The sequence below is a fragment of the Clostridium pacaense genome (assembly GCF_020709765.2).
Lineage (GTDB): Bacteria > Bacillota > Clostridia > Lachnospirales > Lachnospiraceae > Enterocloster > Enterocloster hominis.
This window is the reverse complement of record NZ_JAJFEB020000024.1, coordinates 32,518-53,368: the sequence shown is the minus strand read 5'-3', so window position 1 is coordinate 53,368 and position 20,851 is coordinate 32,518. Positions and strand designations below refer to the sequence as shown.

The following is a 20,851-nucleotide window of genomic DNA, read 5'->3' as shown; positions in this document are numbered from 1 at the left end:
AATGCATCTTACACCAGTGCTGCCTGGTGCAGGATGCATTTTTAAAGTTGCCAAAGGACACTTAATCCATTTTTACAACTACCTTCATATAATTGCCGGGATTTTTCTCAATATCCCTGATTGTCTCAGGCGCTTCCCCAAGTCCGATGGTCTTTGTGAGGATTTTAGCCACATCCACCTTTTTCGTGTAAATCAGCTGGATTGCCTCCTCAAATTCGCCTGCGCTGGTACGCGCGCCCCGGATGTCGATTTCCTTGCGGGTAATCAGGTCCGTTGGTATCGATGTCTCCTTTGGAGGCCATCCGGTAAGGGTAACCCTTCCGGCATGGCTTACAAGGTCAAGGCTTAAACGGACAGCCGCATTGGCGCCGCTGCACTCCATTACCTGCTGCGCCATCATCCCTCCGGTAATCTCGCGGACGCGTGTTTCCGGATCCTCATTGCTGGAATTGATGACATATTCAATCCCCAGCTCCTTTGCAAAATCCAGACGCTCCTGTACCAGATCCAGCAGGATGGCATGGGCGCCGTAAGCCTGGGCAATCATTCCGGCCAACAGCCCGATTGGGCCTGCACCGATGATGGCGCAGTACTCCCCTGCCTTCAATCCGCCCCTGTGGACACCATGGAGGGAAATGGTCAGCGGCTCAGCCATGGCTGCATCCGTCCAATCCATATCCTCCGGCATCTTTACCAGCATGTCTGCGGGATGGCAGAAATACTCCGCCATGCCGCCGTCAATATGTACGCCCAGAACCTTTAAGTCCGTACAGCAGTTGGTGCGCCCGATGCTGCATGGATAACATTTCCCACAGTAAAGATAAGGATCCACAATCACCTTATCCCCCGGCTTTAAGCCCTTTGGGTTATCAGCCGGAATCTCTTCAATGATGCCGGCCAGCTCATGGCCGATAATCCTTGGATAGGATACCAGCTTGTTGGTGCCTCTGAAGGCGCCGATATCACTGCCGCATATGCCTGCTGTCTTAATCCGTATCAGGGCCTGCCCGGGTCCTGGCACCGGCTTTTCAAGTTCAACGCAGTCCACCTGTCTTGGTTCTGCCAGTTTAATTGCTTTCATTGTCGTCTCCTCCTTACCGCATGCAATGGACCCCGCCGGGATCCATGCCCGCCCCCTATTACAGAGCTACCTTCACAACTACCTTCTTAACCTCACATGGTCCGCCTGCCTGGCATCTTGGCTTGTGGGCATCCTCAGGCGCAACCACGATCAGGTCGCCCTCCTCCAGGAATACGCTTCCTGAAAACTCCGGCTCCTCATAAAAGATTAAATCGCTGGCCTCGTTGCGCTCCTTCTCAACCAGTCCGTCACGCTTGCACACGCCAAACTGCTCTTTGCCTGAAACCATGTACTGGATGTCAAAATATTTCTCATGTGTTTCAAAGGAACCCTGGCTTGCAGGAAATGTGGTGTACTCCTGGACATTGGCAACCACCGTGTCCCCCATGATGGGATAGCTTCCCGCAGCAAGGGACTTGATGTCGGTCTCAGCCAGCCACTTGTAGGCGCAGGTGAATTTCTCTTCCAGGTAATTATACTTCTCTGCAATACTTACATTTGAAAAAAACATGGTCATTACCTCCCTGTGTAAAAACCCCAGCACTGTCCGCGCTGTGTCATATTGTCATATATACTATTTGCTTGCAATGTCCTTTGTCTCCAGGTTGCCTGCCGCAATGGCCTGCACCTGTTCCCATACCAGCTCATCCACATTCACGCCTTCAGCCATACTCCTGGCGCGTGTTGAAACCGTGCGCTCGCCCGGACAGGTCACATGGCTTCCCTCGCGCTCCGGGTGGCTTGCGTCAGCGGCTGCCACACGTCTGTTAAGCATGGACTGGATTTCATCCTTAGAACCGAACAGATAGGGGTCAAAGGCAATGAAAACCTGGCAGCAGCCAGTGCAGCTTCCCTGATTCGCCTCATCCATATCGGTTCCGCAGTTGCCGTTTGCCAGCAGGGCAGCAGCCAGGTCAAGGGCAATCGCCATGCCGCTTCCCTTCCAGTATCCGGTGGGGAGGATCCGCTTGCTCTCCTCAATCGCGCCAGGGTCGCTGGTCAGGTTGCCGTCCTTGTCAAATCCGCCTGGGAATGGAAGCTCCTTGCCAGCCAGACGATAGACGCCCAGCTTGCCGTATGCATACTGGCTCATGGCCATGTCAAGGACAATGGGTCCGTCCTCCCTTGGGATGGCAATGCAGAATGGGTTGTTGCCCACGCCCGGCTCATCGCTTCCCCAAAGAGGCATGCAGCTCTCGGTGTTAATCCAGCTGATTCCCATGAATCCTGCTTCTGCCATACGCCACGCATAGGTGCCGCCCCTCATCCAGTGGGTTGTATTCTTAAGCGTCACACAGCCGATGCCGTGTTCCTTGGCCAGCTCCATGGCACGGTCCGCACAGAACAGTGCATTGGTGATTCCGATTCCCAGATGGCCGTCATAATTCTCCACCGCTCCCCTGGCTCCCGCCAGCTCCGGCTTACCCTCCAGATTAATCCAGCCTTTCTGCACATATTCCACAAAACGCGGGATACGGTTAAGTCCGTGGCTCTCAACGCCGTCCGCGCTTGACTGGGTGTGGATGGTTGCGCAGACCTCCGCCTGCTCCTCGCTTAACCCCACATTTAAAAATGCCTTCTTAACAGTTTCCTTGATAGTATCATAGGGGATACGTAAACTCATAGTCCTTCTCCTTTTTTCCGCACATTCCATGCGCTTTTATACACATTTTACAATCAATTCATATCAATCCGCGTCTGACGGCCGTCCCATGGCTTTTGCCGGATCAGGATCATCCTCCGGCAGACCGGAATCATCCTTCACCGGACCGGAACCGCCTTCCGCCGGACCGGAACCGCCTTCCGCCGGACCGGAACCGTCCTCCGCCGGACCGGAACCGTCCTTCACCGGACCGGAACCATCCTCCGCCATACCGGAATCGCCTTCCGCCCGGTCCGCCTCCAGTTCCTCCACGGACGGACACGGCTTAAGTCCTGCAAACTCCATCATTTCCTCGTAAAGCCCGCTGGCCTCTTCCGGGGAGTAACCATAGACCAGGAACACGTCCATGACATAGGGGGCATAGGGGATGCCCGTTATCTCCCTTGCAAATGCCATGGCAGCAATCTCGCTCAGGGCAATGATGGTGGAATCGTTGTGCAGGGGCCCAAGGGACCAGAGCCTGATTTTCTCTGTCCTGGTATAAATCTCATGTTTGTATTTTTCTTCCACATAATGGAAGAGTTCATGGGCCAGCAAAAGCCTGCTTATATTCAGGCTGTCCGTGAGCACATCCCTGATTTCCGGTTTTTCCAGGAATTTCTTTGCCTTTTTCACCGCATCCATATAGATGCAGATGGTGTCCGGCACCCGGTATTCGGCAAAAAGCACCCGGTCCGTCTTTTCAGGATAGGTGGGATAGGATACCTTCATGCCCATGGCCTTGGCAATGACCTCCGGATCGGAACTTTTATATTCCTCCATTACCTTTACCGCATATTCCCTGCCGCAGGCCAGGGCGTGTTCCATCCAGTCCCTGCGCTGCCCATCGTTAAATTTGCCGTTCAGGGGTTCCCGTGAGAACACGTACCGGAACCATTCCACCGCGTCAATGGAAGCCAGGTCCCGAAGCATCCGGTCCAGTGGACGCAGTGGAAAATGGGGACGCTCATAGCGCCTCGTCCCCTGTTTTCCAAACAGCCCGTCTGTTATGGGCTTTAAAGCTTTCTGAAACTCTTCCTTATTCATAGTAGATTAAATCTCCGTCACTGATGCCACGATAATGATATCCTCATCCGGTTCCCTGTCTCCCAGATCCAGGTCCATCAAAAGGAAAATCTGCTCTAAGTCAACCGCGCTGTAGTCGCCTACACGCGGGCCTACACATACGAAGAAGTCCGGTCTGAGAACGGTATCCGTCTTGAACACAGCGCCGTCCTTCCACATCTGGTCAACCACTTCCTTGTACTCGCTAACCTTACACTTGGTAACCTGTCCGTTGGAACACTGAACCTTGATGAAGCCCTTTTTATCAACAATACGCAGGGGTGTCTTGTCGCCGCGCACGCCCTCGTATACATAGAACTTGTCGGTCTTCTCGGAAAGCTTGATTTCACTGACCTTTGGTCCGAAGTCCTGGGTTGCCAGCTCGCATGCTTCTGCCTCGTCGCATTCCTTTAACAGGTCCGTGGTCTTAACCTCGGTGGATCCGGTTGCGATTGCGGTTACCTTACCGGTCTGGTTGTCAATCTCAATATGGACCTCAACCGTGTCAGGTGACGCGCCGGAACTTACAGCCATGTCGGCCGCTTCTTTCTTAAGTTCCCTGATATCGTCCTGGGACGGGTTGGGGATGACACGCTCCACCACGTCACGTACCATGGAAAGGGCCACGCCGATGGATGAGATGACTTCCGCATTCTCAGGAATGCTGTACTGGAGTCCCATCTTTCCTGCACAGTACGGAACAAGGGAAGCAGCGCCGCCGCCGCAGCCTACCAGCTTCATGCTGTCATGGTCAAGCTGATACTTCTCTGCCAGGGCAGTGATGGTTGCGTTAACCTTCTCAAAGTCCTTATCCAGGATCTGGGTTGCCAGTTCCTCCACCGTGATGCCTAACTTATCAGCCACCGGCTGCATGGCCTTGCGGGCCGCGCCCGCATTGCCGTGCGCAAAGTACTGCTCTTCAATCAGTCCCAGTACATTGGCAGCACATGTGTTGGTAAAGCAGATGCGCTTCCCGTTCTTTAAACGGATGGTGACATAGTCCGCCGGGTCACCCTGCTTCGGGCTTACCATCTCAATCTGCGGGTCTTCAATCTCCTCCTCAGGAGTAAAGCAAGCATACTCACATCCGGCAATATGGGCGGAACGCGGTCCTACATCCACAACCGCCTTGTCGTTAATACGCACCATGGAGCCGCCTGCGCAGCCCAGGATACGCACATCCAGGGAACTGATATATGTGTCATGTCCGCCAATCTGGGCATAGTCAACGCCCGGACGGCCATTCTTGATGACGCCGATGTTGGTGGTGGTCCCGCCCACCTCAAAGTAGATGGCATTGGAAGCACGCAGGTACATAAGGGAACCCATGACGGAAGCAGCCGGTCCTGAAAGTGCTGTCAGGATAGGACGCTTACGCATCTCGCTGATTTCCATGACGCCGCCGTCGCCTCTCATGATCATCAGGGGAACGGTAACGCCTGCCGCGCGTACGGATGACTCGGTTGCATTGGCAGTCATCATCATTTTTGGCAGGATGGATGCATTAATTGCAGCGGTACGCGTACGGCGGGTAAGGCCGTACAGCTTTGTAATATCAGAAGCCATGGTAACTGGCACATTTTTCTTCTCCGCACAGTTATGGATCATCATTTCCTCATCCATACTGTCTACACCAAAGGCCATGGAGGCAACGATTACCTGTGAACCCTGGTTCAGTAATTCATCAATATTCTGGTTAATCACATCTTCTGTCAGCATTTTCTTCTTAATGAAGGTGTTGTATACCTTAATCATCCTGCCGACCTTTTCATCCAGCACGATATCCTTAAGGGCAAGCTGGCGCTTTGCAAGGAATCCCTCCAGGCCGCCGCCTGCAACACCGACCACACCAACGCTGGCCACGTCGCCTTCAATAAAAGCGTTGGTAGCCTGAGTGGTAGAGTGGGCAACGAACACAACATCCTCAGGGGCAATGTTATTCTCGCGCATACAATTCTGAAAACTCTTCACAACACCGGCAGCAACGCCACTCTTGTCATCATGTGTAGTCTTAACCTGATTTTTTCCTATAATTTCATGGGTTTCATTATCCATTGCCACGCACTTGGTGTAAGTTCCGCCAACGTCAATACCCATACGAACAGCTCTGCTAATACGCTCTGCCATAATTTTCATTCCTTTCACTCTACAATACGTACCCGCGATTCTTTTATCGGGGACTTCCATTCATAATCTAACGAAACATTTGTCAGGGGATAACGGGTGCGCATGACACGCACCCGCTTCTATAGAATAAATCTTTATTTTTTAAGAGAGATTCACTGCTGGAAATTAGATGAACCAAGCAGCTCCAAGTCCGCCTAACAGGATGAATGCAGCAACATACTGGATTACACCTGTCAGATAAGCATTCGGAATTGACAGTTTCAGGAAGTCTCTGGATTCTACCTTGGTATAAGCAAGACCCCATGCCACCCAAGACTGGGTGATACAGCTTCCAATATTAACGGTTATGGTCGGGATGGCAAATACAGCATATAAGAACGGTACTGAGAAGGATGCAACATTAGAAAGCACACCCAGCGTAGCAGCACCACATCCAACCAGTGTCATAGGTCCGCGGAACAGGCCCATGAACAGCAGTACGGCAAAAATCACACACACAGCCAGTTCACTCTTAGGCATTACATTTCCTAAAATCGCCTTGAAGTAAGGAGATGCATAGGTTGCAACCTGGTTGAACATCGGCAGGGTAAGAAGGAAGCCTACCAGCGGAGCAGTATCAACCACACCGTCATAGTACAGCTTGTTCACTAACTGACAGTTCTCTTTAAAGGTTCCTTTCATCCTGCCGCAAAGGAACAGGGCCAGGAAACCTGCAATGATGAAGCCGCCGATAACGGAGAAATCCAGCCAAATTTTCAGCACAACCGGAACGATTGGGAGGATTAATGTATACATTGGCGCATTCTTCTGGTCAGCAGAGGAATTGCGGCTCTGGGCTGCCCAGGAATGTACTGTCTTTGACTTCTTAAGATAAATTGCAGCCAGTAAGGTGGTTGCCACCAGCATGATGATCAGGGCTGCATAACCCCAGTGAGCTGCATACCATCCCAGTGTGAAGTCCGGCATCTCATCTGGAGTGATGTAGAATGCGCGGTACTGCGCAAAGTTAACAGGGTTCAGGTAGATGCCTGCTGCAACAGAGCCCATGAAGGAGAACATTGCAATTGCCTTCGGTACGCCAAGGGACATTAAGATTGGAAGTACGATAACGCCGATAGCGATAACAGGGCCTGCACCGGTCATGGCTGTGAAGATCAGCGCCGTAACGATGTTTAACAGTGCGATGGTAACCATTGGCTTGTCTCCGCCAAGCTCAACTGTCTTACGGATCAGGGTAGATGCAATGCCTGTGTCCATCAGGACGCGGCCGAACCATGCGCCCCAGCACACATTAACCAGGGTGGTGCCCCAGCCTTCAGGAGCGCTCTGGAAAATCTTGTTCAGAATGGAAACCAGCTTTGTATCCGTGCCCGCGCCGAACTGAAGTACGGGGTTGGATTCGATGAATGCCGGGCTGGCAAACAGGGTCCCAAACAAAGGCAGAACGGTCCAGATTACGGTGATAATCAGGAATCCGATCATCAGGTTGTGGCCTTTAATACAGTAATATGCCAGGCCGAAGAAAGAAAGTAACAAAATTATACCAATTATGTATTCCATGGTATTCCTCCTCATATCTTTTTTTATAATCCTACACTGTGGAACTGTTTCGGAAACCTGCGGTATCAGGCTTCCCTCTCTCTCAAAACATCAGAATATCCTAAATCCATCCCCCTTCATCATGTAATTAAATATATTTCCATCCAGATCATGGAACCGGATCCCGCCCGGGCCTATCTGGAAAAGAACTGTGGGTAAATCCCCTGGAGCGTATCCGTATTCCAGAGAACCGCGTTAAAATGGTTGGAGCATATAAGCGACGCCGCCTCCGCGTCCCCGCGTATGATGTTGTCTAACAGCAGACGCGTCTCCACCTGGGTGTGTTCCCAGCGTGTAAGGCTTGACATATACACCTTGAAGTTGAAGGTACTGTACTGAAGGTAATTGACCCGCATCATGTCGCAGTCCAGTGTCCTGAAGTAATCCCAGATATGTTCCTTGCCGCAGAAGGTGGATAAGAGATACCGCATGTGCAGGTCCGCTGCCAGCAGCTCCAGCACATCACTGTCCCCTTTTACTTCTTTCTGCTTCTCCAGGCTTTCTTCCAGTAGGGCTTTCTGCTCCGGTGTCAGCCCCTGCCTGCAGACCTCCTCAATCACTGCCTGCTCCAGCACGATATGCGTATGTACGGACTGTTTAATCCTCTCAGGGTCAATCATGGTGACCACGGTCCCCCGCTGGGGATAGACCACGATATAGCCCTCTTCCGTCAGACGGGCCAGGGCGTCCCTTACCAGTGCACGGCTTACGCTCATCTGGGACGAAAGGGAATTCTCGCTGAGCATCTCCCCAGGCTCAATGGACAGGCTCAGTATCTGATTGCGCAAAAAGGAATAAATGTCATTCCTGGAATCAATTTTCGCCACCTTGTCAACGACCTCAGGCATCTCCCCATCCCCTCTCCGTCTGCCCTGACATCCCCATGCGGGGGGTCTGCCAGGATTGCATACAAGTTGATTTTTCTTTTGCATACCAGTTCGAGTCAAAAATGCATATCAGTTGCTCTTTTTCCGTCTCTCCATTGATTGTATCAATTTCAAGACATATACAAGATATCACATTTATCCCATGAACGCAACTGTTTTTTTATCATTTTCCACATGTTTATTGTTAAAATTTTGTTTACCAGTTGCTTTTTTCACAAATAATGATAAGATAATAGTAGAAATTACAAAGCAATAAATTGCATACAAGTTTATGATTGGAAATTTTTTACATTTCAATCTCCGGCTCTAATAAGGAAGAAAGAGCAAATGCATACTTATCAGACCGGATCTTCTATGCTATAATTTGATTTGCTGTACCAATCGAACGAACCGGATATCTGACAGAAACCAAGAAAGGTGATTGCCATGTCACTACTACCCTTTGATACCAATAACCGAATGATTGCAAGGCGCCCCACTGAAGACGCGCGCCAGTACGCGTACCGCGTAATAAAGAACTGTATATTAGAACTGTTCCTTCCCCCGGGACAGAAGATGAACGAGGCGGACCTGGCTTCTTCTTTAAATGTAAGCCGCACCCCGGTGCATGACACGTTTACCAGGCTCTCCCGGGAAAAGCTGGTGGATGTCATCCCCCAGAGGGGGGCTTTTGTGTCCAGGATTGACTCAGAACGGATTGAACACGCCATCTGGCTCCACACCCGGCTGGGAACTTCCATGCTCCACACCATCTTCATCAAGAACGTGAAAAAAAGCGACCTGGAGGTGCTGTACTACCACCTGCGCCAGCTGGATGACTACCTGTACCAGGGCAACTTAAACCAGGCGCCCAAGCTTCTGACGGATTATTACCACCAGCTCTACATACTGGCCGGGGACATGGACCTTGTATGGGAGTCCCTGCAGAAGGTGGACATGGACCTGCAAAGGCTTTTATACCTGGCCACCAGCAGCTCCGCCATGGTGGAAGGCTTCCTCTGCGAGCTGACCAACTTAACCGACGCCCTGGCTGACCGCAATAATGACCAGGCCTGCCTGATTTACAGCCATCACATGTCCAGGATGCTTTTACTGGTGCCGCCGTTAAAGCAGCACAACCCGGAGTATTTCATCTGTGACAGCACGGATGCCGCATCCTGATACTGGTACAGACTTGGATTGAGACGAATAAGGAGGATATATCTATGGAGAATTACCAGAACCTGTTTTCCCTGAACGGCAAGACAGCCCTGATTACAGGCGGGACCGGAGGACTGGGCAGCGCCATTGCCCTGGGCTTCTTACAGAACGGCGCCGATGTGGCTGTGTGCGGAGGCCATCCGGAAAAGGCAGCCGGGCTGGCTGACTATGCGGCCCAAGCCGGAAGGAGATTCCTTTCCCTGCGCTGCGATATCCAGAAACAGGATGACATTGACCGGATGCTGGATGAAATCGAGGAGCAGCTCGGCACCCTGGACATCCTTGTAAACAGTGCGGGCATGAACCGCCTGATGCCTGCCGAGGATTATGACGAGGAAGCATTTGACCAGGTCATGGGCCTGAATGTCAAGGGCCTTCACCTGGTAACCAAGGCCGTGGGCAGACGCTTCATGATTCCCAGGAACTACGGCAGGATTTTGAACCTTTCTTCTGTAAAAAGCTTTATCGGTACAACGGAAAACTATATTGCATACTGCGCCAGCAAGGGCGCGGTGAACATGTACACCAAGCAGCTGGCCTGCGAATGGGGCAAGTACCGCATTACCTGCAATGCCATCGCCCCAACCTTTGTCCGCACCCCCATTAATTCCTTCCAGTTAGATGACCCTGTATTCTATAAGAAGCTGACAGACCGTATCCCCCTGGGCCGCATCGGGCAGGAAAAGGACATTGCAGCCGCAGCCATCTACCTGTGCAGCGACGCGGCTGCTTTTGTGAACGGACAGGTACTGGCCGTGGACGGAGGTCTTACATCCATGCAATAATCACGGACATGTCTGGGCGCCGGACATCCGCGCCCGCGCCCCGGCAGACCTCTGCCAGGGTAACATGAATCATATAAAAAGTCAGGAGGCACCATTATGATATTCGGAAATGTAAACAATGAATTCTTTGAACAGCAGACAGCAATCCTTCCCGCTCCCCTTAAAAGCGCCCTTTGCTTTTTAAAGGAAACGGACCTGGCAGCCCATGAGCCGGGCAGGTTTGATATTGAACTGGGAGGCGTTCCCATGGTCCTCCAGGTCCTGGACCTGACCACGGCCCCCCGCCAGACCCTGCGCCCTGAAATCCACCGCAAAAACATCGATGTCCAGTTCCTGGCCGCCGGGGGACCGGAAAGGGCCGGATACTATAATGATGACAAAACCAGCGTGGTGGACGAGGACCTTCTTGACACCCCAAGGGATATCCTGTTCTATAAAGATAACCAGGACGCGCCCGAGGGCACCATTGAGATGGTTCCCGGCACCTACGCGGTCTACTTCCCATGGGATGTGCACATTCCTGCCATCCAGACCGGGGATGTGCCTGCGGCCATCCGCAAGATCGTAATTAAAGTGCCCATGGATGCCTGTCTTTGCGCAGAGAGAGGCTGAGGACCTGATTATGGAGATTAAACGCCATCTGGAAACCCTGGCCCAGAAAGACCCGGACCTGCGCCGCCAGGCGCTGGCAGATGTCCTGGACGCAGAAGGCCTGTCCTGCTTCCTTCAGGAGGACGAACCCAGCTTCAAGAACCCCCGCGGCACTGTGAATTATATTCTGGATCCGTGGCAGGAGGCGCCCAGCCTCCTGTTCTGCGCCCACTATGACGCTGTCCCCGGAAGCTTTGGCGCCAATGATAACGCCGCCGCACTCTGCATCCTCATTGACCTTGCAAAGGACCTAAAGGAAAATGGAGTCCCTGCACGCTTCGCTTTTTTTGACGGCGAGGAAACCGGCAACTCCGGAAGCAGGCTTTATGTGTCCTGTCTGGACAGGCAGGCCCCTGATAAGCAGGGCCTTCTAAAGCAGGAACCGGACAGGCAGGTCATCCGCAGGCAGGACCTTACCGGGGTCGTGAACCTGGACGTATGCGGATTCGGCGATACCATCGCCATCTGCGGCAAGGGCAATGAAAACAAACCTGTCTTTGGTCCCTTCTGCGACAAGGCCCTCTTAGGCAGACACAACGCGCAGGTATTAAAATACCTTCCAAGAAGCGATGAGGCCTCCTTTGCAGGAAGCCGCATCCCAGCCTTAAGCCTCTGCGCCATCCCCCGCTGGGACATCCAGTACCTGAAGGCCATGGCCACCTACGGGGACGGTTTCTTAGGCCGTCCCCCGGAGTTTGACATGATGATGGAGCAGATGGAAGTATCCACCACCATGCACGGCGGCTACCGCGACCATCCGGAATACGTGGAACCTGAGGCAATGAGCCGGATATACCATTATCTCAGAGAGGCCGTGACGGCGCCCCCGGCCGGCAGGAAGAAGCTGTTTGGGCTGCTGTAAGGCCAGGAGGTAATATTGAACCTTTTTAAAAACAAAGAAAAAAGAGCTGATAACCGCGGATTTTGACTGCCATAGGTTATCGGCTCTATATTTTTGTATGCTCTTCGGGTCATACCAGGGGTCTCCCCGTCTTCCCCAATGCCCGCAAGGTACTGTCATGGAGGATTTCCTTGGAGTACTTATCCTGGGACACATAACAGGAGTAAAAGATATCGGTCATCAGCAGGATTGGGAACTGAGGGGAAATGACATTGCCATGGTTCAGGTGGATGAGGGAGGGAAGGAGCATGACCTCATCGCAGAACGAGTCAAATTCCGGCTTGTTCTTGGCTGTGAGCAGCACGGTCCTTGCCTTTTTCTCATGGGCCTCCTGGAGCAGGAAGGTCACATCCTCCGTATCTCCGCTGATACTGACTCCGAACACAAGGCTGCTCTCATTCAGGAACACGCCCCTCATGCGGATCATGTCCCCGTAATCCATGGAGGTGATGTCCACGCCGATCCTCATGAACCGCAGCTCCATCTCCCTGGCCGCCAGGCCTGAACTTCCCATGCCGCAGACGAATACGCGGGCCGCCTTTGACATGTAACGGCAGATGCGTTCCACCTGCTTTTCATCCACCAGGTTATAGGTCTTATTAAGCAGTTCCTGGTAGGTGTTAAGGACAGTCCTTGTATTGCCTGTCATGGATTCCTGTTTGACCACGAAGTTTTCCCCGTACTGGTATATGAACTCCCGGTAACCTTTAAAGCCGCACTTCTTGGCAAAGCGGGACAGGGATGCCTCAGACACAAACAGCTTCCCGGCCACTGCCTTGGCTGAAAAGTCCATTTCCTCCCTGTTATAAATAAAGAAATCCGCAATACTGCGTTCCACCGTGGTGAAGTTGTCATAGTTGGACTCAATTACCGGTATGACTGATTTCAGATATTCCATGGTTTCATCCCTGTCTCTCTTTAAAATGATAATAGGCTCCCTTCATTCCGGCGTCATTGCCGTGTCTGGCAAAGGCCAGGGTGGTGTTCTTACGGATGCCGGACACCAGATATCTTGTGATGGCAGCCTCAATCCTGGGCTTTAAGTATTCCTCCTGGGCCATGATCCCGCCTCCCAGTACAACGACCTGGGGGTTCATCACATAACAGATATTGGCAATCCCTTTCCCAAGCACGTCGCACATCTCATCGATTGCCTGGACGCAGACAGCATTGCCCTGCTTTGCCAGTTCAAAGATACGCAGGCCGTTCCACTTCTGTTCCGGTTCCCCAAAACCAGCGGCCACCCGTTTTGTCAGGATACTGGCGGCGCCCAGTGTCTGGAAGTCACTGCCGTCCATATGCATATAACCCACCTCGCAGGCGCTGTTGCTGTATCCATGGTATACCCTGCCGTCAATGAGGATGCAGCCCCCGATTCCGGTCCCCACCGTCAGGCACAGCGCCGACCTGCTGCCTGCCGCTGCCCCGGATCTGGCCTCCGCCAGGCCTGCGCAGTTCACATCATTTTCCACTTCACAGGGAATACCGAATTCAGCTTCCATCCTGGCCTTGATTGCCGTGCCTGCATAATCCGGGATCAGGGGCGCTGCATAGAATATCTCCCCCTTCTCCACGTCCACCATGCCGGCCGTGGACACACAGATTCCATCCGCCTTCCAGACCTTCAGGTAATCCCTCACGATTCCAACCACCTTTTCTAAAAGGCATGGGCCGCCCTTTGATGCCTCGGTGGGTGTCCTGTCCTTGGCCAGGAACATTTCCTTTTCATCCATGATGCCATATTTAATCTCGGTGCCGCCGATATCGATACATACATACTGTTTCATAATGCCGCTTCTCCTTCCATCCCCGGTACCTTTATGACCACTGCCTGCCGCAAAAGGCAAACCTGCCGTCTGACCGTGGTTTGCCTTTTCTGGTTCTGGACTATATCCCCACCTTAAAGATGGCTTTCCTGATTTTCTCCGGTCCGTCCACAGCCACGGCTGTGCGGTGCCCGTCGTTGGGATAGCAGATAAGGAAATCCCCAGGCCTCAGCACCACATGGCTGTTGGCCTCCCCCTCGAGGGGAAGGAAATCATCCTTTTCCACAAATTCCTTCTGCTCCATATTCTCTATAAAGTTTAAATCAATCTGTTCCTGTCCGTCAAGCATTAAATGGACATCCAGATACTTTCTATGGGCTTCCCAGAACCGGTTCTCCGGCAATGTGGTTTCATATTCAACTATATTGACAAAGAAGCGTTCCCCGTCAATGGGATGGCTTCCCTTTTCAAAACCAGCCAGATCATGGTTGGCCGCATATTCAAAAAATTCCTTAACGTCCCTGGGAAGAAAACCGTACGTCCCTTCCTGTCCGATATTTCCAAAAATCATATGATTCCCCCGCATTCCATCCCAGGGCGTGGTATCACCGGCAGGACCAGCCTTCAAAAACCGCTGTCATGTCCGGCTCCCACGTCCAGGGACCTAAACTGGTTGATTAGTTGTGATAAACAGTAGCATCCGCCACCGGCTTCGAGTCATCCCCATCCATTTTCCTGGTGATGATGCTGACCGGGATTCCGACCACCAGCGAGATGGTGATGGAAATGATGGAGTAGGACCAGATGGATACTGCGCCGGCCGGAGCCATGTATTTGATGCATACCATGGTGATGGCTGCCACAAAGAATGCCACGTAAGCGCCCTTTGCATTGGCCACCTTCGTGAATGTGCCAAGGGCAAAGGTACCGCCCAGCACGCCCAGCACCAGACCCATGAATCCGTTGAACCACTCGTATGCGGACTTGATCTCACCGTTGGCAAGCACCATGGAAACACCGATAGCAACAATACCCACGCCAAGGGACACATACTGTGCAATCTTTGTCTGAAGGGCAAAGCTCATTTCCTTTTTAGACAGGCGCTCCTGGATATCCAGGGTCCAGCTGGTTGCCACGGAGTTAAGTCCTGTGGACAGGGTGGACTGGGATGCAGCGTAGATGGCTGCCAGAAGGATACCGGTGATACCTACAGGAAGCTGGTATGCAATGTAGGATGCGAAGATCTGGTCCTGCTGTGCTGCCGGCGGAAGCGCGTTCTGGCTGTAGAACACATACAGTCCTGTACCGATTAAGTAGAACACGGTTGCGATGAAGATGGACAGGGCGCCGTTGGTCAGCATCATCTTGTTCAGCTTCTTCATGTCGGTTGTGGTGGTGAAACGCTGTACGATATCCTGGCTGGATACATAGGAGGAGCAGGTATTTAAACCAGCGCCCACAATCAGCAGGAATACGCTGTCCTTCAGGATATTCGGGTTGAAGATCGGCTGGTCAGGCGCCAGGAACTTGCCCTGCCCCATGGTGGAGAAAATAGCCCCGAAGCCGCCGTCAATGCCGTGGGCAAGGTACAGAAGGGCAAATGTGACGCCCACCAGGAGCACGCTGCCCTGGATGAAGTCGGTCCAGAGAACGGATTTCAGTCCGCCTGTGTAGGAGTAAATGATTGCAATCACACCCATGGCGATGATCAGTATATTTACATTGATTCCTGTAAGATTGGATAATACCATGGACGGAAGGTACATGATGATGGACATACGGCCCACCTGGTAAACGATGAACATGATGGCGCCCAGCACGCGCAGTCCCTTGCTTCCGAAACGGATTTCAAGGTAATGGTAAGCCGTGTCAATATCCAGCTTGCTGTAAATCGGCAGGAAAAACTTAATGGTGATGGGGATTGCCACAATCATTCCCAACTGTGCAAACCACATGATCCAGGTTCCCGCATATGAATTGCCTGCCAGTGACAGGAACGAAATCGGGCTTAATAAGGTTGCGAAGATGGAAACCGAGGTAACCCACCAGGGTATGGTTCCGTCCCCCTTGAAGAACTCCTTTCCCTTCATCTCCTTTTTGGAGAAGTAGAGGCCGGCAAATAATACTGCTCCGAGATATACAATAAGAATAATCAAATCAATTGTTGTGAATCCCTGCATTGTCAAACTCCCTTTCTATCATACATACCATTGATTTCCTGCGCGCCCTCCGTCCCTCCCGGAAGGCGCCGGAAAAATCTGTTCCCTCTGTCAAACCTTCTTTTGCAGGTATTTTTAGCAGAATTTTGCAACTGCCTCTTTTACCATGCGTGCCGCTTCCTGCGCAATCGGCAGGTCTGCCTCCACCAGCTGGGGAAGGGGTTCCCTTACGCCCCCAAGGTCCAGGTCCTCGTTGATGCGGAGCATTTCCTTGATAGCGCCGTACATATTGCCGCGGCAGGAGCACATCTTGTAAATGATGTCGTTGGCAGCGTACTGAACTTCCTTTGCTTCCTCCAGCCTGCCTGCATTTACCAGCTCATCCATCTTTAAGAACAGCTCAGGCATCGCGCCGTAGGTACCGCCGATTCCTGCTTCCGCACCGATGACGCGGCCGCTGATGAACTGCTCGTCCGGGCCGTTAAAGATAATGTAGTCATTGCCCGCTGCAGCCTTGAACATCTGGATATCCTGCACCGGCATGGAGGAGTTCTTTACGCCGATGACCCTTGGGTTCTTGCGCATCTCAGCAAATAATCCCTGGGTCAGTGCAACTCCGGCCAGCTGCGGGATGTTGTAGATGATGAAATCCGTATTTGGGGCCGCCGCGCTCATGGCGTTCCAGTACGCAGCGATGGCATGCTCCGGAAGATGGAAATAAATAGGAGGTATGGCTGCGATTGCATCCACGCCCAGGCTCTCGGCATGTTTTGCCAGTTCCACGCTGTCCTTTGTGTTGTTGCAGGCCACATGGGCGATGACGGTCAGCTTTCCTTTTGCAACTGCCATGACATTTTCCAGGGTAATCTTGCGGTCTTCCACGCTCTGGTAAATGCACTCGCCGGAAGAACCGTTGACATATACGCCCTTAACGCCTTTTCTGATGTGATATTCAGTCAGCGCCCTTACACGCTCCGGGCTTACATTGCCCTCCTCATCGTAGCATGCGTAAAATGCAGGAATGATACCTTTGTACTTTTCTAAATTTGCCATGATTGTTCTCCTTCTCCCTTTTGGGGCTGCTTTGTTTATGTTAACTCCTACTTTGTTTCCATGTCCGCGTTCTGGTCCGGGCGGCTTTCCCGGCCCGTCTTTCCTGGACCGTCCTTCCCGGTCCGGGCGGCTTTCCGGCCTCATCTGTCCCGTCCGGTGCCGTCCTAGCCGTTCTATCTGAGCGCTTCTGCAAATGATTTTGTAATCAGCTGGGGCCTTGTGATGATGGAGCCGACAACCACGCTGAACGCTCCCAGCTCAATGACCCGCCTTGCCTTCTCCGGCGTGTTGATGTTGCCCTCTGCTATTACCCTGTGTCTTACCTTTGCCACTATCTCACGGATGATGGCGAAGTCGTCTGCTTCTATTTTAAGTCCCCTGCTCTGTTCGGTGTATCCAACCAGCGTTGTGCCTATGAAGTCAAATCCAAGTTCATCCGCGTGGAGCGCTTCCTCCACCGTGGAACAATCCGCCATAAGAAGCTGTTCCGGATATGCGGCCCTGATTTCCCTGTAAAACCCATCCAGCGTCTTCCCGCCCGGTCTTAAATCAGAAGTGGCGTCCAGGGCGATGATTTCGGGTTTTACCTCCATCAGTTCCTCAATCTCTTTCATGGTCGGCGTGATGTATACCTTGCTGTCCTCATAATCCCGTTTTACGATTCCGATGACCGGCAGGTCCACCTGGGCCTGTATCTCGGCGATGTCTTCTTTGGTGTTGGCACGGATGCCGGCTGCGCCGCCCTCCTTTGCGGCCAGTGCCATCCTTCCCATGATGAAGGAAGAGTGGAGCGGTTCGTGCGGCAGTGCCTGGCAGGAAACAATCAATTTTCCTTTCAGGTTTTCGACTTTGTCATTCATGTCTGTTTCCTCCTCGTAACAATCACTTGGTTATGTCTCATGTCCTTGTAGCCTTAGTATAACAGGTTTGTTTTTATTTTCAATAGTATGTATTTATCCTGAAAGTTCTTTCATAATCTTTGATTTACCCCCGCCTTTTCGCACAATTTTTCCATTCTGTTTTTGTCTAATATGCACAATTATACGAAGGTTGTTTCTCTCAAATCGCAAAGGTTCATTGATACGTCGGCAACAAGGATTTAAACTTCAGGCAAATGCTGTCAAATATCCAGGTATCAATAGACCCTTATCTGTATATCTGTCTCAAATCACTGCCATCGATAGGATACAAAAATAGCCGGAAGCCCGGACAGGGCGGTTTTCCCACTCTGTCCGGACTTCCGGCTGATAATTCCAGATACTCTTTTAATCTTTATTTCACTGTGCAGAACAGGGATTTCCCCATGGTTTCTTCGGTCAGTTCCTGTCCGATGCCCGGCCTATCCGGAACAGAGAAGTATCCGTTCTCAGGCTGGTAATTGTACTTGCACATATCGATATTTTCCTGAATCAGCGCTGCCTGATGGTGTTCATGGATAACAAAGTTAGGAATCACTGCTTCCAGCTGCAGGGCTGCCGCCGTGGAAATCGGGCTGCCGCAGATATGGATCTGTACGCCGATATCATAGGTGTGGGCCATATCGCAGATTTTCTTGCCCTCTGTCAGGCCGCCTGTGTTGCACAGGTCAGGCTGGATGATGCTGAGGGAACGGTCCTCATAGAAGGGACGGTAGCCCCATCTGGAGTATATCCTCTCGCCGGATGCCATCGGAATCCTGACATTGTTCGCAATCTCCTTAAATAAGGAAGGATTAAGGGGCTGTGTCGGCTCTTCATAATAGAAGCATCTGTATTGCTCCAGCTCGCGTCCCAGCTGGATGGCCGTATTGGTGTCGGTGAGGGAGTGAAGTTCGATGATGATATCAAGTCCCGGCCCGCCTGCTTCACGGATGGCTGCCACGCGGTCAACCGCAACCTTTAACTGGTCGTATTCCAGAAGGCCGTAGTTGCTCCACTCCATCCAGTTGCCCTTGGTGTTAAAGCCAACCGGGTCTACCTTTATGGCAGTATAGCCTTCTGCCATTGCCTTTCTTGCGGCATTGGCATAATCCTCCGGCGTTACCATAGGCGCGCAGACCGGGCCCCAGTCAAACTGGATCTGGCTGGCATAGGCGCGCAGCCTGTCGTTGGTCTTGCCTCCAAGGAGCTGGTATACGGGAACATTCAGGGCCTTGCCCCGGATATCCCAAAGCGCGATATCAATGGCGCTGATGGCTGAGAAGATAATGGTTCCGCCGCCCATGCCCCAGAATGTGTCGCGGTGCAGCTTATTCCATATCTGCTCGTTGTTCATGGGATCCATGCCGATGATCATCTGGGCAAAATCCTTCATCAATCCCAGGGCAGCGTCGCTGCCGCTGCTGTAGCATACGCCTGCCTCGCCAAAACCTGAGATACCTTCATCCGTGTTGATACGGCAGATGGATGCCTTCCAATATGTACCTGCCACACTTGGCTTTCCGCTGGTCACCTGATAAAGGTCTACGCTGGTAATCTTCATGATAAAATCCTCCTCATAATTAATTTTTATAGTTATAGATTGGTCATATGGTTTCTATATCAATCGTCCCAGACAGACGATTCGATGTGTACGTAAGGGCTCTTGCTGCGGATGAATCCAAACGCAAAGCAGCCACCGATGATGATAAGGTTTGCAATGGTTATAAGTGGTGTCAGTGTAAGGCAGGAGTTGATGAACACACATGTATAGGCAATGACACTGACGGTAACCATCACATAGTACAGCTTATCGGGCATGTGGAGCCTGGATTTCTTCCATGCCTCAGGATACCGCTTGGGAAGCTGGTAATACGCAAACGCATACAGGAATGACAGGGACGAGTTAATCAGCATGATGTTGTTGGTGATGGTGGTGACGCTGAAGTTAAGCAGCAGCGGGATCAGGCCGATCAGATACACAATGGTAAGTATCCTGTAGTATGACCCCCTCTTATTCTTCTTAGCCAGGGACTTGGGAAGCCAGCCGTCGGTACATGCCTGGGCAATGGGAACGCAGTTGTATGCCAGGGATGAGTTCATGGTTGTCATCAGCGCCATGATTGGGCCGCCTACCATGAATACCACAAACAGGATGGGGGACAGGGCGGTCCGTGCAACAAGGGTAAGGGGCTGGTTCTCCACTATCTCCAGAGGAAGGATACCTCCTGCAACAATGGCAACGCCGCAGTAAAGGATGACTAGGGTCGGAACTGACATCAGGATGGCCCAGGGTATATCCCGCTTTGCATTATGGGCGTCCCGGCCGTAGTTCATGGTCAGTGAATATCCGTTGGTGGAATACACAAACAGGGCAATCGCAGCTATGAATCCCTTTCCCCCATGTCTGATGAAATCCGGGGAGGATATCTGCAATACAGGCGTTTCCAGCTTTGTCATGCCCACGAAAATAAACATGAGCAGCACTGCAATCAAGGTCCATGTCATAATCTTCTGCGCCTTTGCCATGATGTCCACCCCGCCCAGGTTAATCACATAAAACAGGGTCAGGAAGACAATCCCCACAATACGCGGGTTTAACTGCGGCCACAGGGAATTGGCGTACACCCCCAGGGAAACCCCGAACAGGGAGATGCTCATGGTCTGCCACAGGAAGGCCACTGCGTACATCCCTGCCGCCTTCTCATTGGCAAGGCCCGCCAGCATGGAGTAGTATCCGCCTCCCAGCCTCAATGTGGATGTCACCCACACCACCGGCATGATCATCAGGAACCCCCATATGATGGCTGCACCATATGCAAGCCAGGCAGAGTATCCTGTCAGCGCCATGGCCGGACCCACAAGTGTGATGACTCCTGCTCCGATTACCTGTCCGATGGACAAGGCATACAGTTCCGGCTTCTTAAGAATACCCGGCGGGGGCGCTGGAACATATGTAACTTTGCTGCTTTCCTTCTGCATAACGAATCCTCCTTTAGTTGTTTCTCCTATTTATCTATTCACTTGTTCGCTAGGTTG

Annotated in this window: 19 protein-coding genes; 4 read left to right on the top strand and 15 right to left on the bottom strand. The window is 52.1% G+C overall.

The genetic code is table 11. From position 1 onward, the window contains the following. Nucleotides 1-61: 61 nt before the first annotated feature. The 7 genes from LK536_RS54600 to LK536_RS54570 form a co-directional block, all read right to left on the bottom strand. Entirely contained in the window at nt 62-1,081 is a 1,020-nt protein-coding gene (locus tag LK536_RS54600) for a zinc-binding alcohol dehydrogenase family protein (RefSeq protein WP_008719606.1), read from the bottom strand. 58 nt (nt 1,082-1,139) lie between these two features. Next, nucleotides 1,140-1,592 carry a NanQ anomerase/TabA/YiaL family protein gene (locus LK536_RS54595; RefSeq protein WP_008719608.1) on the bottom strand — a complete coding sequence of 151 codons (453 nt, stop codon included), beginning with the start codon at nt 1,590-1,592 and terminating at the stop codon, nt 1,140-1,142. 63 nt (nt 1,593-1,655) lie between these two features. Next, nucleotides 1,656-2,705: a 3-dehydro-L-gulonate 2-dehydrogenase gene (gene yiaK, locus LK536_RS54590; RefSeq protein ID WP_008719610.1), complete on the bottom strand. Its 1,050-nt coding sequence runs from the start codon at nt 2,703-2,705 to the stop codon at nt 1,656-1,658. A 63-nt stretch (nt 2,706-2,768) separates the two neighbouring features. Further along, complete coding sequence (locus tag LK536_RS54585) at nt 2,769-3,770, bottom strand: ICP22 family protein (protein ID WP_227795748.1); 1,002 nt, start codon at nt 3,768-3,770, stop codon at nt 2,769-2,771. Nucleotides 3,771-3,776: 6 nt separating this feature from the next. Next, nucleotides 3,777-5,915 (bottom strand): hydantoinase/oxoprolinase family protein, encoded by a 2,139-nt coding sequence (locus LK536_RS54580; RefSeq protein ID WP_025485662.1) that lies wholly within the window; start codon nt 5,913-5,915, stop codon nt 3,777-3,779. A gap of 165 nt (nt 5,916-6,080) precedes the next feature. Next, nucleotides 6,081-7,475: a hypothetical protein gene (locus tag LK536_RS54575; protein ID WP_008719615.1), complete on the bottom strand. Its 1,395-nt coding sequence runs from the start codon at nt 7,473-7,475 to the stop codon at nt 6,081-6,083. 173 nt (nt 7,476-7,648) lie between these two features. Continuing rightward, nucleotides 7,649-8,362: a GntR family transcriptional regulator gene (locus tag LK536_RS54570; RefSeq protein ID WP_008719620.1), complete on the bottom strand. Its 714-nt coding sequence runs from the start codon at nt 8,360-8,362 to the stop codon at nt 7,649-7,651. Between the two features lie 465 nt (nt 8,363-8,827). Between LK536_RS54570 and LK536_RS54565 the strand changes: the two genes are divergently transcribed. The 4 genes from LK536_RS54565 to LK536_RS54550 all read left to right on the top strand — a co-directional run bounded on the left by LK536_RS54565 (nt 8,828) and on the right by LK536_RS54550 (nt 11,899). After that, nucleotides 8,828-9,562, top strand: a complete 735-nt coding sequence (locus tag LK536_RS54565) for a GntR family transcriptional regulator (protein WP_040380202.1) — start codon at nt 8,828-8,830, stop codon at nt 9,560-9,562. A gap of 44 nt (nt 9,563-9,606) precedes the next feature. Beyond that, nucleotides 9,607-10,386, top strand: a complete 780-nt coding sequence (locus LK536_RS54560) for an SDR family NAD(P)-dependent oxidoreductase (RefSeq protein WP_008719627.1) — start codon at nt 9,607-9,609, stop codon at nt 10,384-10,386. 96 nt (nt 10,387-10,482) lie between these two features. Beyond that, a complete protein-coding gene (locus tag LK536_RS54555; RefSeq protein WP_227795749.1) occupies nt 10,483-10,998 on the top strand; it encodes a NanQ anomerase/TabA/YiaL family protein in 516 nt (171 codons plus the stop codon). A gap of 10 nt (nt 10,999-11,008) precedes the next feature. Further along, entirely contained in the window at nt 11,009-11,899 is an 891-nt protein-coding gene (locus LK536_RS54550) for a M28 family peptidase (RefSeq protein ID WP_227795750.1), read from the top strand. Between the two features lie 109 nt (nt 11,900-12,008). Here LK536_RS54550 and LK536_RS54545 read toward each other — a convergent pair whose 3' ends face one another. The 8 genes from LK536_RS54545 to LK536_RS54510 form a co-directional block, all read right to left on the bottom strand. Then, nucleotides 12,009-12,836 carry a MurR/RpiR family transcriptional regulator gene (locus LK536_RS54545; protein ID WP_008719633.1) on the bottom strand — a complete coding sequence of 276 codons (828 nt, stop codon included), beginning with the start codon at nt 12,834-12,836 and terminating at the stop codon, nt 12,009-12,011. Nucleotides 12,837-12,840: 4 nt separating this feature from the next. Beyond that, entirely contained in the window at nt 12,841-13,725 is an 885-nt protein-coding gene (locus LK536_RS54540; protein ID WP_227795751.1) for an ROK family protein, read from the bottom strand. Between the two features lie 100 nt (nt 13,726-13,825). Beyond that, on the bottom strand, nt 13,826-14,275 hold the full coding sequence (locus tag LK536_RS54535; protein WP_227795752.1) for a NanQ anomerase/TabA/YiaL family protein: 450 nt from the start codon (nt 14,273-14,275) through the stop codon (nt 13,826-13,828). A gap of 106 nt (nt 14,276-14,381) precedes the next feature. Continuing rightward, on the bottom strand, nt 14,382-15,884 hold the full coding sequence (locus LK536_RS54530) for a sodium:solute symporter family protein (RefSeq protein WP_008719638.1): 1,503 nt from the start codon (nt 15,882-15,884) through the stop codon (nt 14,382-14,384). A gap of 114 nt (nt 15,885-15,998) precedes the next feature. Further along, nucleotides 15,999-16,916, bottom strand: a complete 918-nt coding sequence (locus LK536_RS54525) for a dihydrodipicolinate synthase family protein (RefSeq protein ID WP_008719642.1) — start codon at nt 16,914-16,916, stop codon at nt 15,999-16,001. Between the two features lie 173 nt (nt 16,917-17,089). Beyond that, nucleotides 17,090-17,776 (bottom strand): N-acetylmannosamine-6-phosphate 2-epimerase, encoded by a 687-nt coding sequence (locus tag LK536_RS54520; protein WP_227795753.1) that lies wholly within the window; start codon nt 17,774-17,776, stop codon nt 17,090-17,092. Nucleotides 17,777-18,188: 412 nt separating this feature from the next. Continuing rightward, a complete protein-coding gene (locus tag LK536_RS54515; RefSeq protein WP_008719646.1) occupies nt 18,189-19,376 on the bottom strand; it encodes a mandelate racemase/muconate lactonizing enzyme family protein in 1,188 nt (395 codons plus the stop codon). Between the two features lie 59 nt (nt 19,377-19,435). Beyond that, complete coding sequence (locus tag LK536_RS54510; RefSeq protein WP_025485646.1) at nt 19,436-20,794, bottom strand: APC family permease; 1,359 nt, start codon at nt 20,792-20,794, stop codon at nt 19,436-19,438. Nucleotides 20,795-20,851 lie beyond the last annotated feature (57 nt).

What these genes read in the sequence shown, in the direction of transcription:
- LK536_RS54600 (WP_008719606.1), bottom strand. Translation starts at nt 1,081, where the DNA reads ATGAAAGCAATTAAACTGGCAGAACCAAGACAGGTGGACTGCGTTGAA.
- LK536_RS54595 (WP_008719608.1), bottom strand. Translation starts at nt 1,592, where the DNA reads ATGTTTTTTTCAAATGTAAGTATTGCAGAGAAGTATAATTACCTGGAA.
- yiaK (WP_008719610.1), bottom strand. Translation starts at nt 2,705, where the DNA reads ATGAGTTTACGTATCCCCTATGATACTATCAAGGAAACTGTTAAGAAG.
- LK536_RS54585 (WP_227795748.1), bottom strand. Translation starts at nt 3,770, where the DNA reads ATGAATAAGGAAGAGTTTCAGAAAGCTTTAAAGCCCATAACAGACGGG.
- LK536_RS54580 (WP_025485662.1), bottom strand. Translation starts at nt 5,915, where the DNA reads ATGGCAGAGCGTATTAGCAGAGCTGTTCGTATGGGTATTGACGTTGGC.
- LK536_RS54575 (WP_008719615.1), bottom strand. Translation starts at nt 7,475, where the DNA reads ATGGAATACATAATTGGTATAATTTTGTTACTTTCTTTCTTCGGCCTG.
- LK536_RS54570 (WP_008719620.1), bottom strand. Translation starts at nt 8,362, where the DNA reads ATGCCTGAGGTCGTTGACAAGGTGGCGAAAATTGATTCCAGGAATGAC.
- LK536_RS54565 (WP_040380202.1), top strand. Translation starts at nt 8,828, where the DNA reads ATGTCACTACTACCCTTTGATACCAATAACCGAATGATTGCAAGGCGC.
- LK536_RS54560 (WP_008719627.1), top strand. Translation starts at nt 9,607, where the DNA reads ATGGAGAATTACCAGAACCTGTTTTCCCTGAACGGCAAGACAGCCCTG.
- LK536_RS54555 (WP_227795749.1), top strand. Translation starts at nt 10,483, where the DNA reads ATGATATTCGGAAATGTAAACAATGAATTCTTTGAACAGCAGACAGCA.
- LK536_RS54550 (WP_227795750.1), top strand. Translation starts at nt 11,009, where the DNA reads ATGGAGATTAAACGCCATCTGGAAACCCTGGCCCAGAAAGACCCGGAC.
- LK536_RS54545 (WP_008719633.1), bottom strand. Translation starts at nt 12,836, where the DNA reads ATGGAATATCTGAAATCAGTCATACCGGTAATTGAGTCCAACTATGAC.
- LK536_RS54540 (WP_227795751.1), bottom strand. Translation starts at nt 13,725, where the DNA reads ATGAAACAGTATGTATGTATCGATATCGGCGGCACCGAGATTAAATAT.
- LK536_RS54535 (WP_227795752.1), bottom strand. Translation starts at nt 14,275, where the DNA reads ATGATTTTTGGAAATATCGGACAGGAAGGGACGTACGGTTTTCTTCCC.
- LK536_RS54530 (WP_008719638.1), bottom strand. Translation starts at nt 15,884, where the DNA reads ATGCAGGGATTCACAACAATTGATTTGATTATTCTTATTGTATATCTC.
- LK536_RS54525 (WP_008719642.1), bottom strand. Translation starts at nt 16,916, where the DNA reads ATGGCAAATTTAGAAAAGTACAAAGGTATCATTCCTGCATTTTACGCA.
- LK536_RS54520 (WP_227795753.1), bottom strand. Translation starts at nt 17,776, where the DNA reads ATGAATGACAAAGTCGAAAACCTGAAAGGAAAATTGATTGTTTCCTGC.
- LK536_RS54515 (WP_008719646.1), bottom strand. Translation starts at nt 19,376, where the DNA reads ATGAAGATTACCAGCGTAGACCTTTATCAGGTGACCAGCGGAAAGCCA.
- LK536_RS54510 (WP_025485646.1), bottom strand. Translation starts at nt 20,794, where the DNA reads ATGCAGAAGGAAAGCAGCAAAGTTACATATGTTCCAGCGCCCCCGCCG.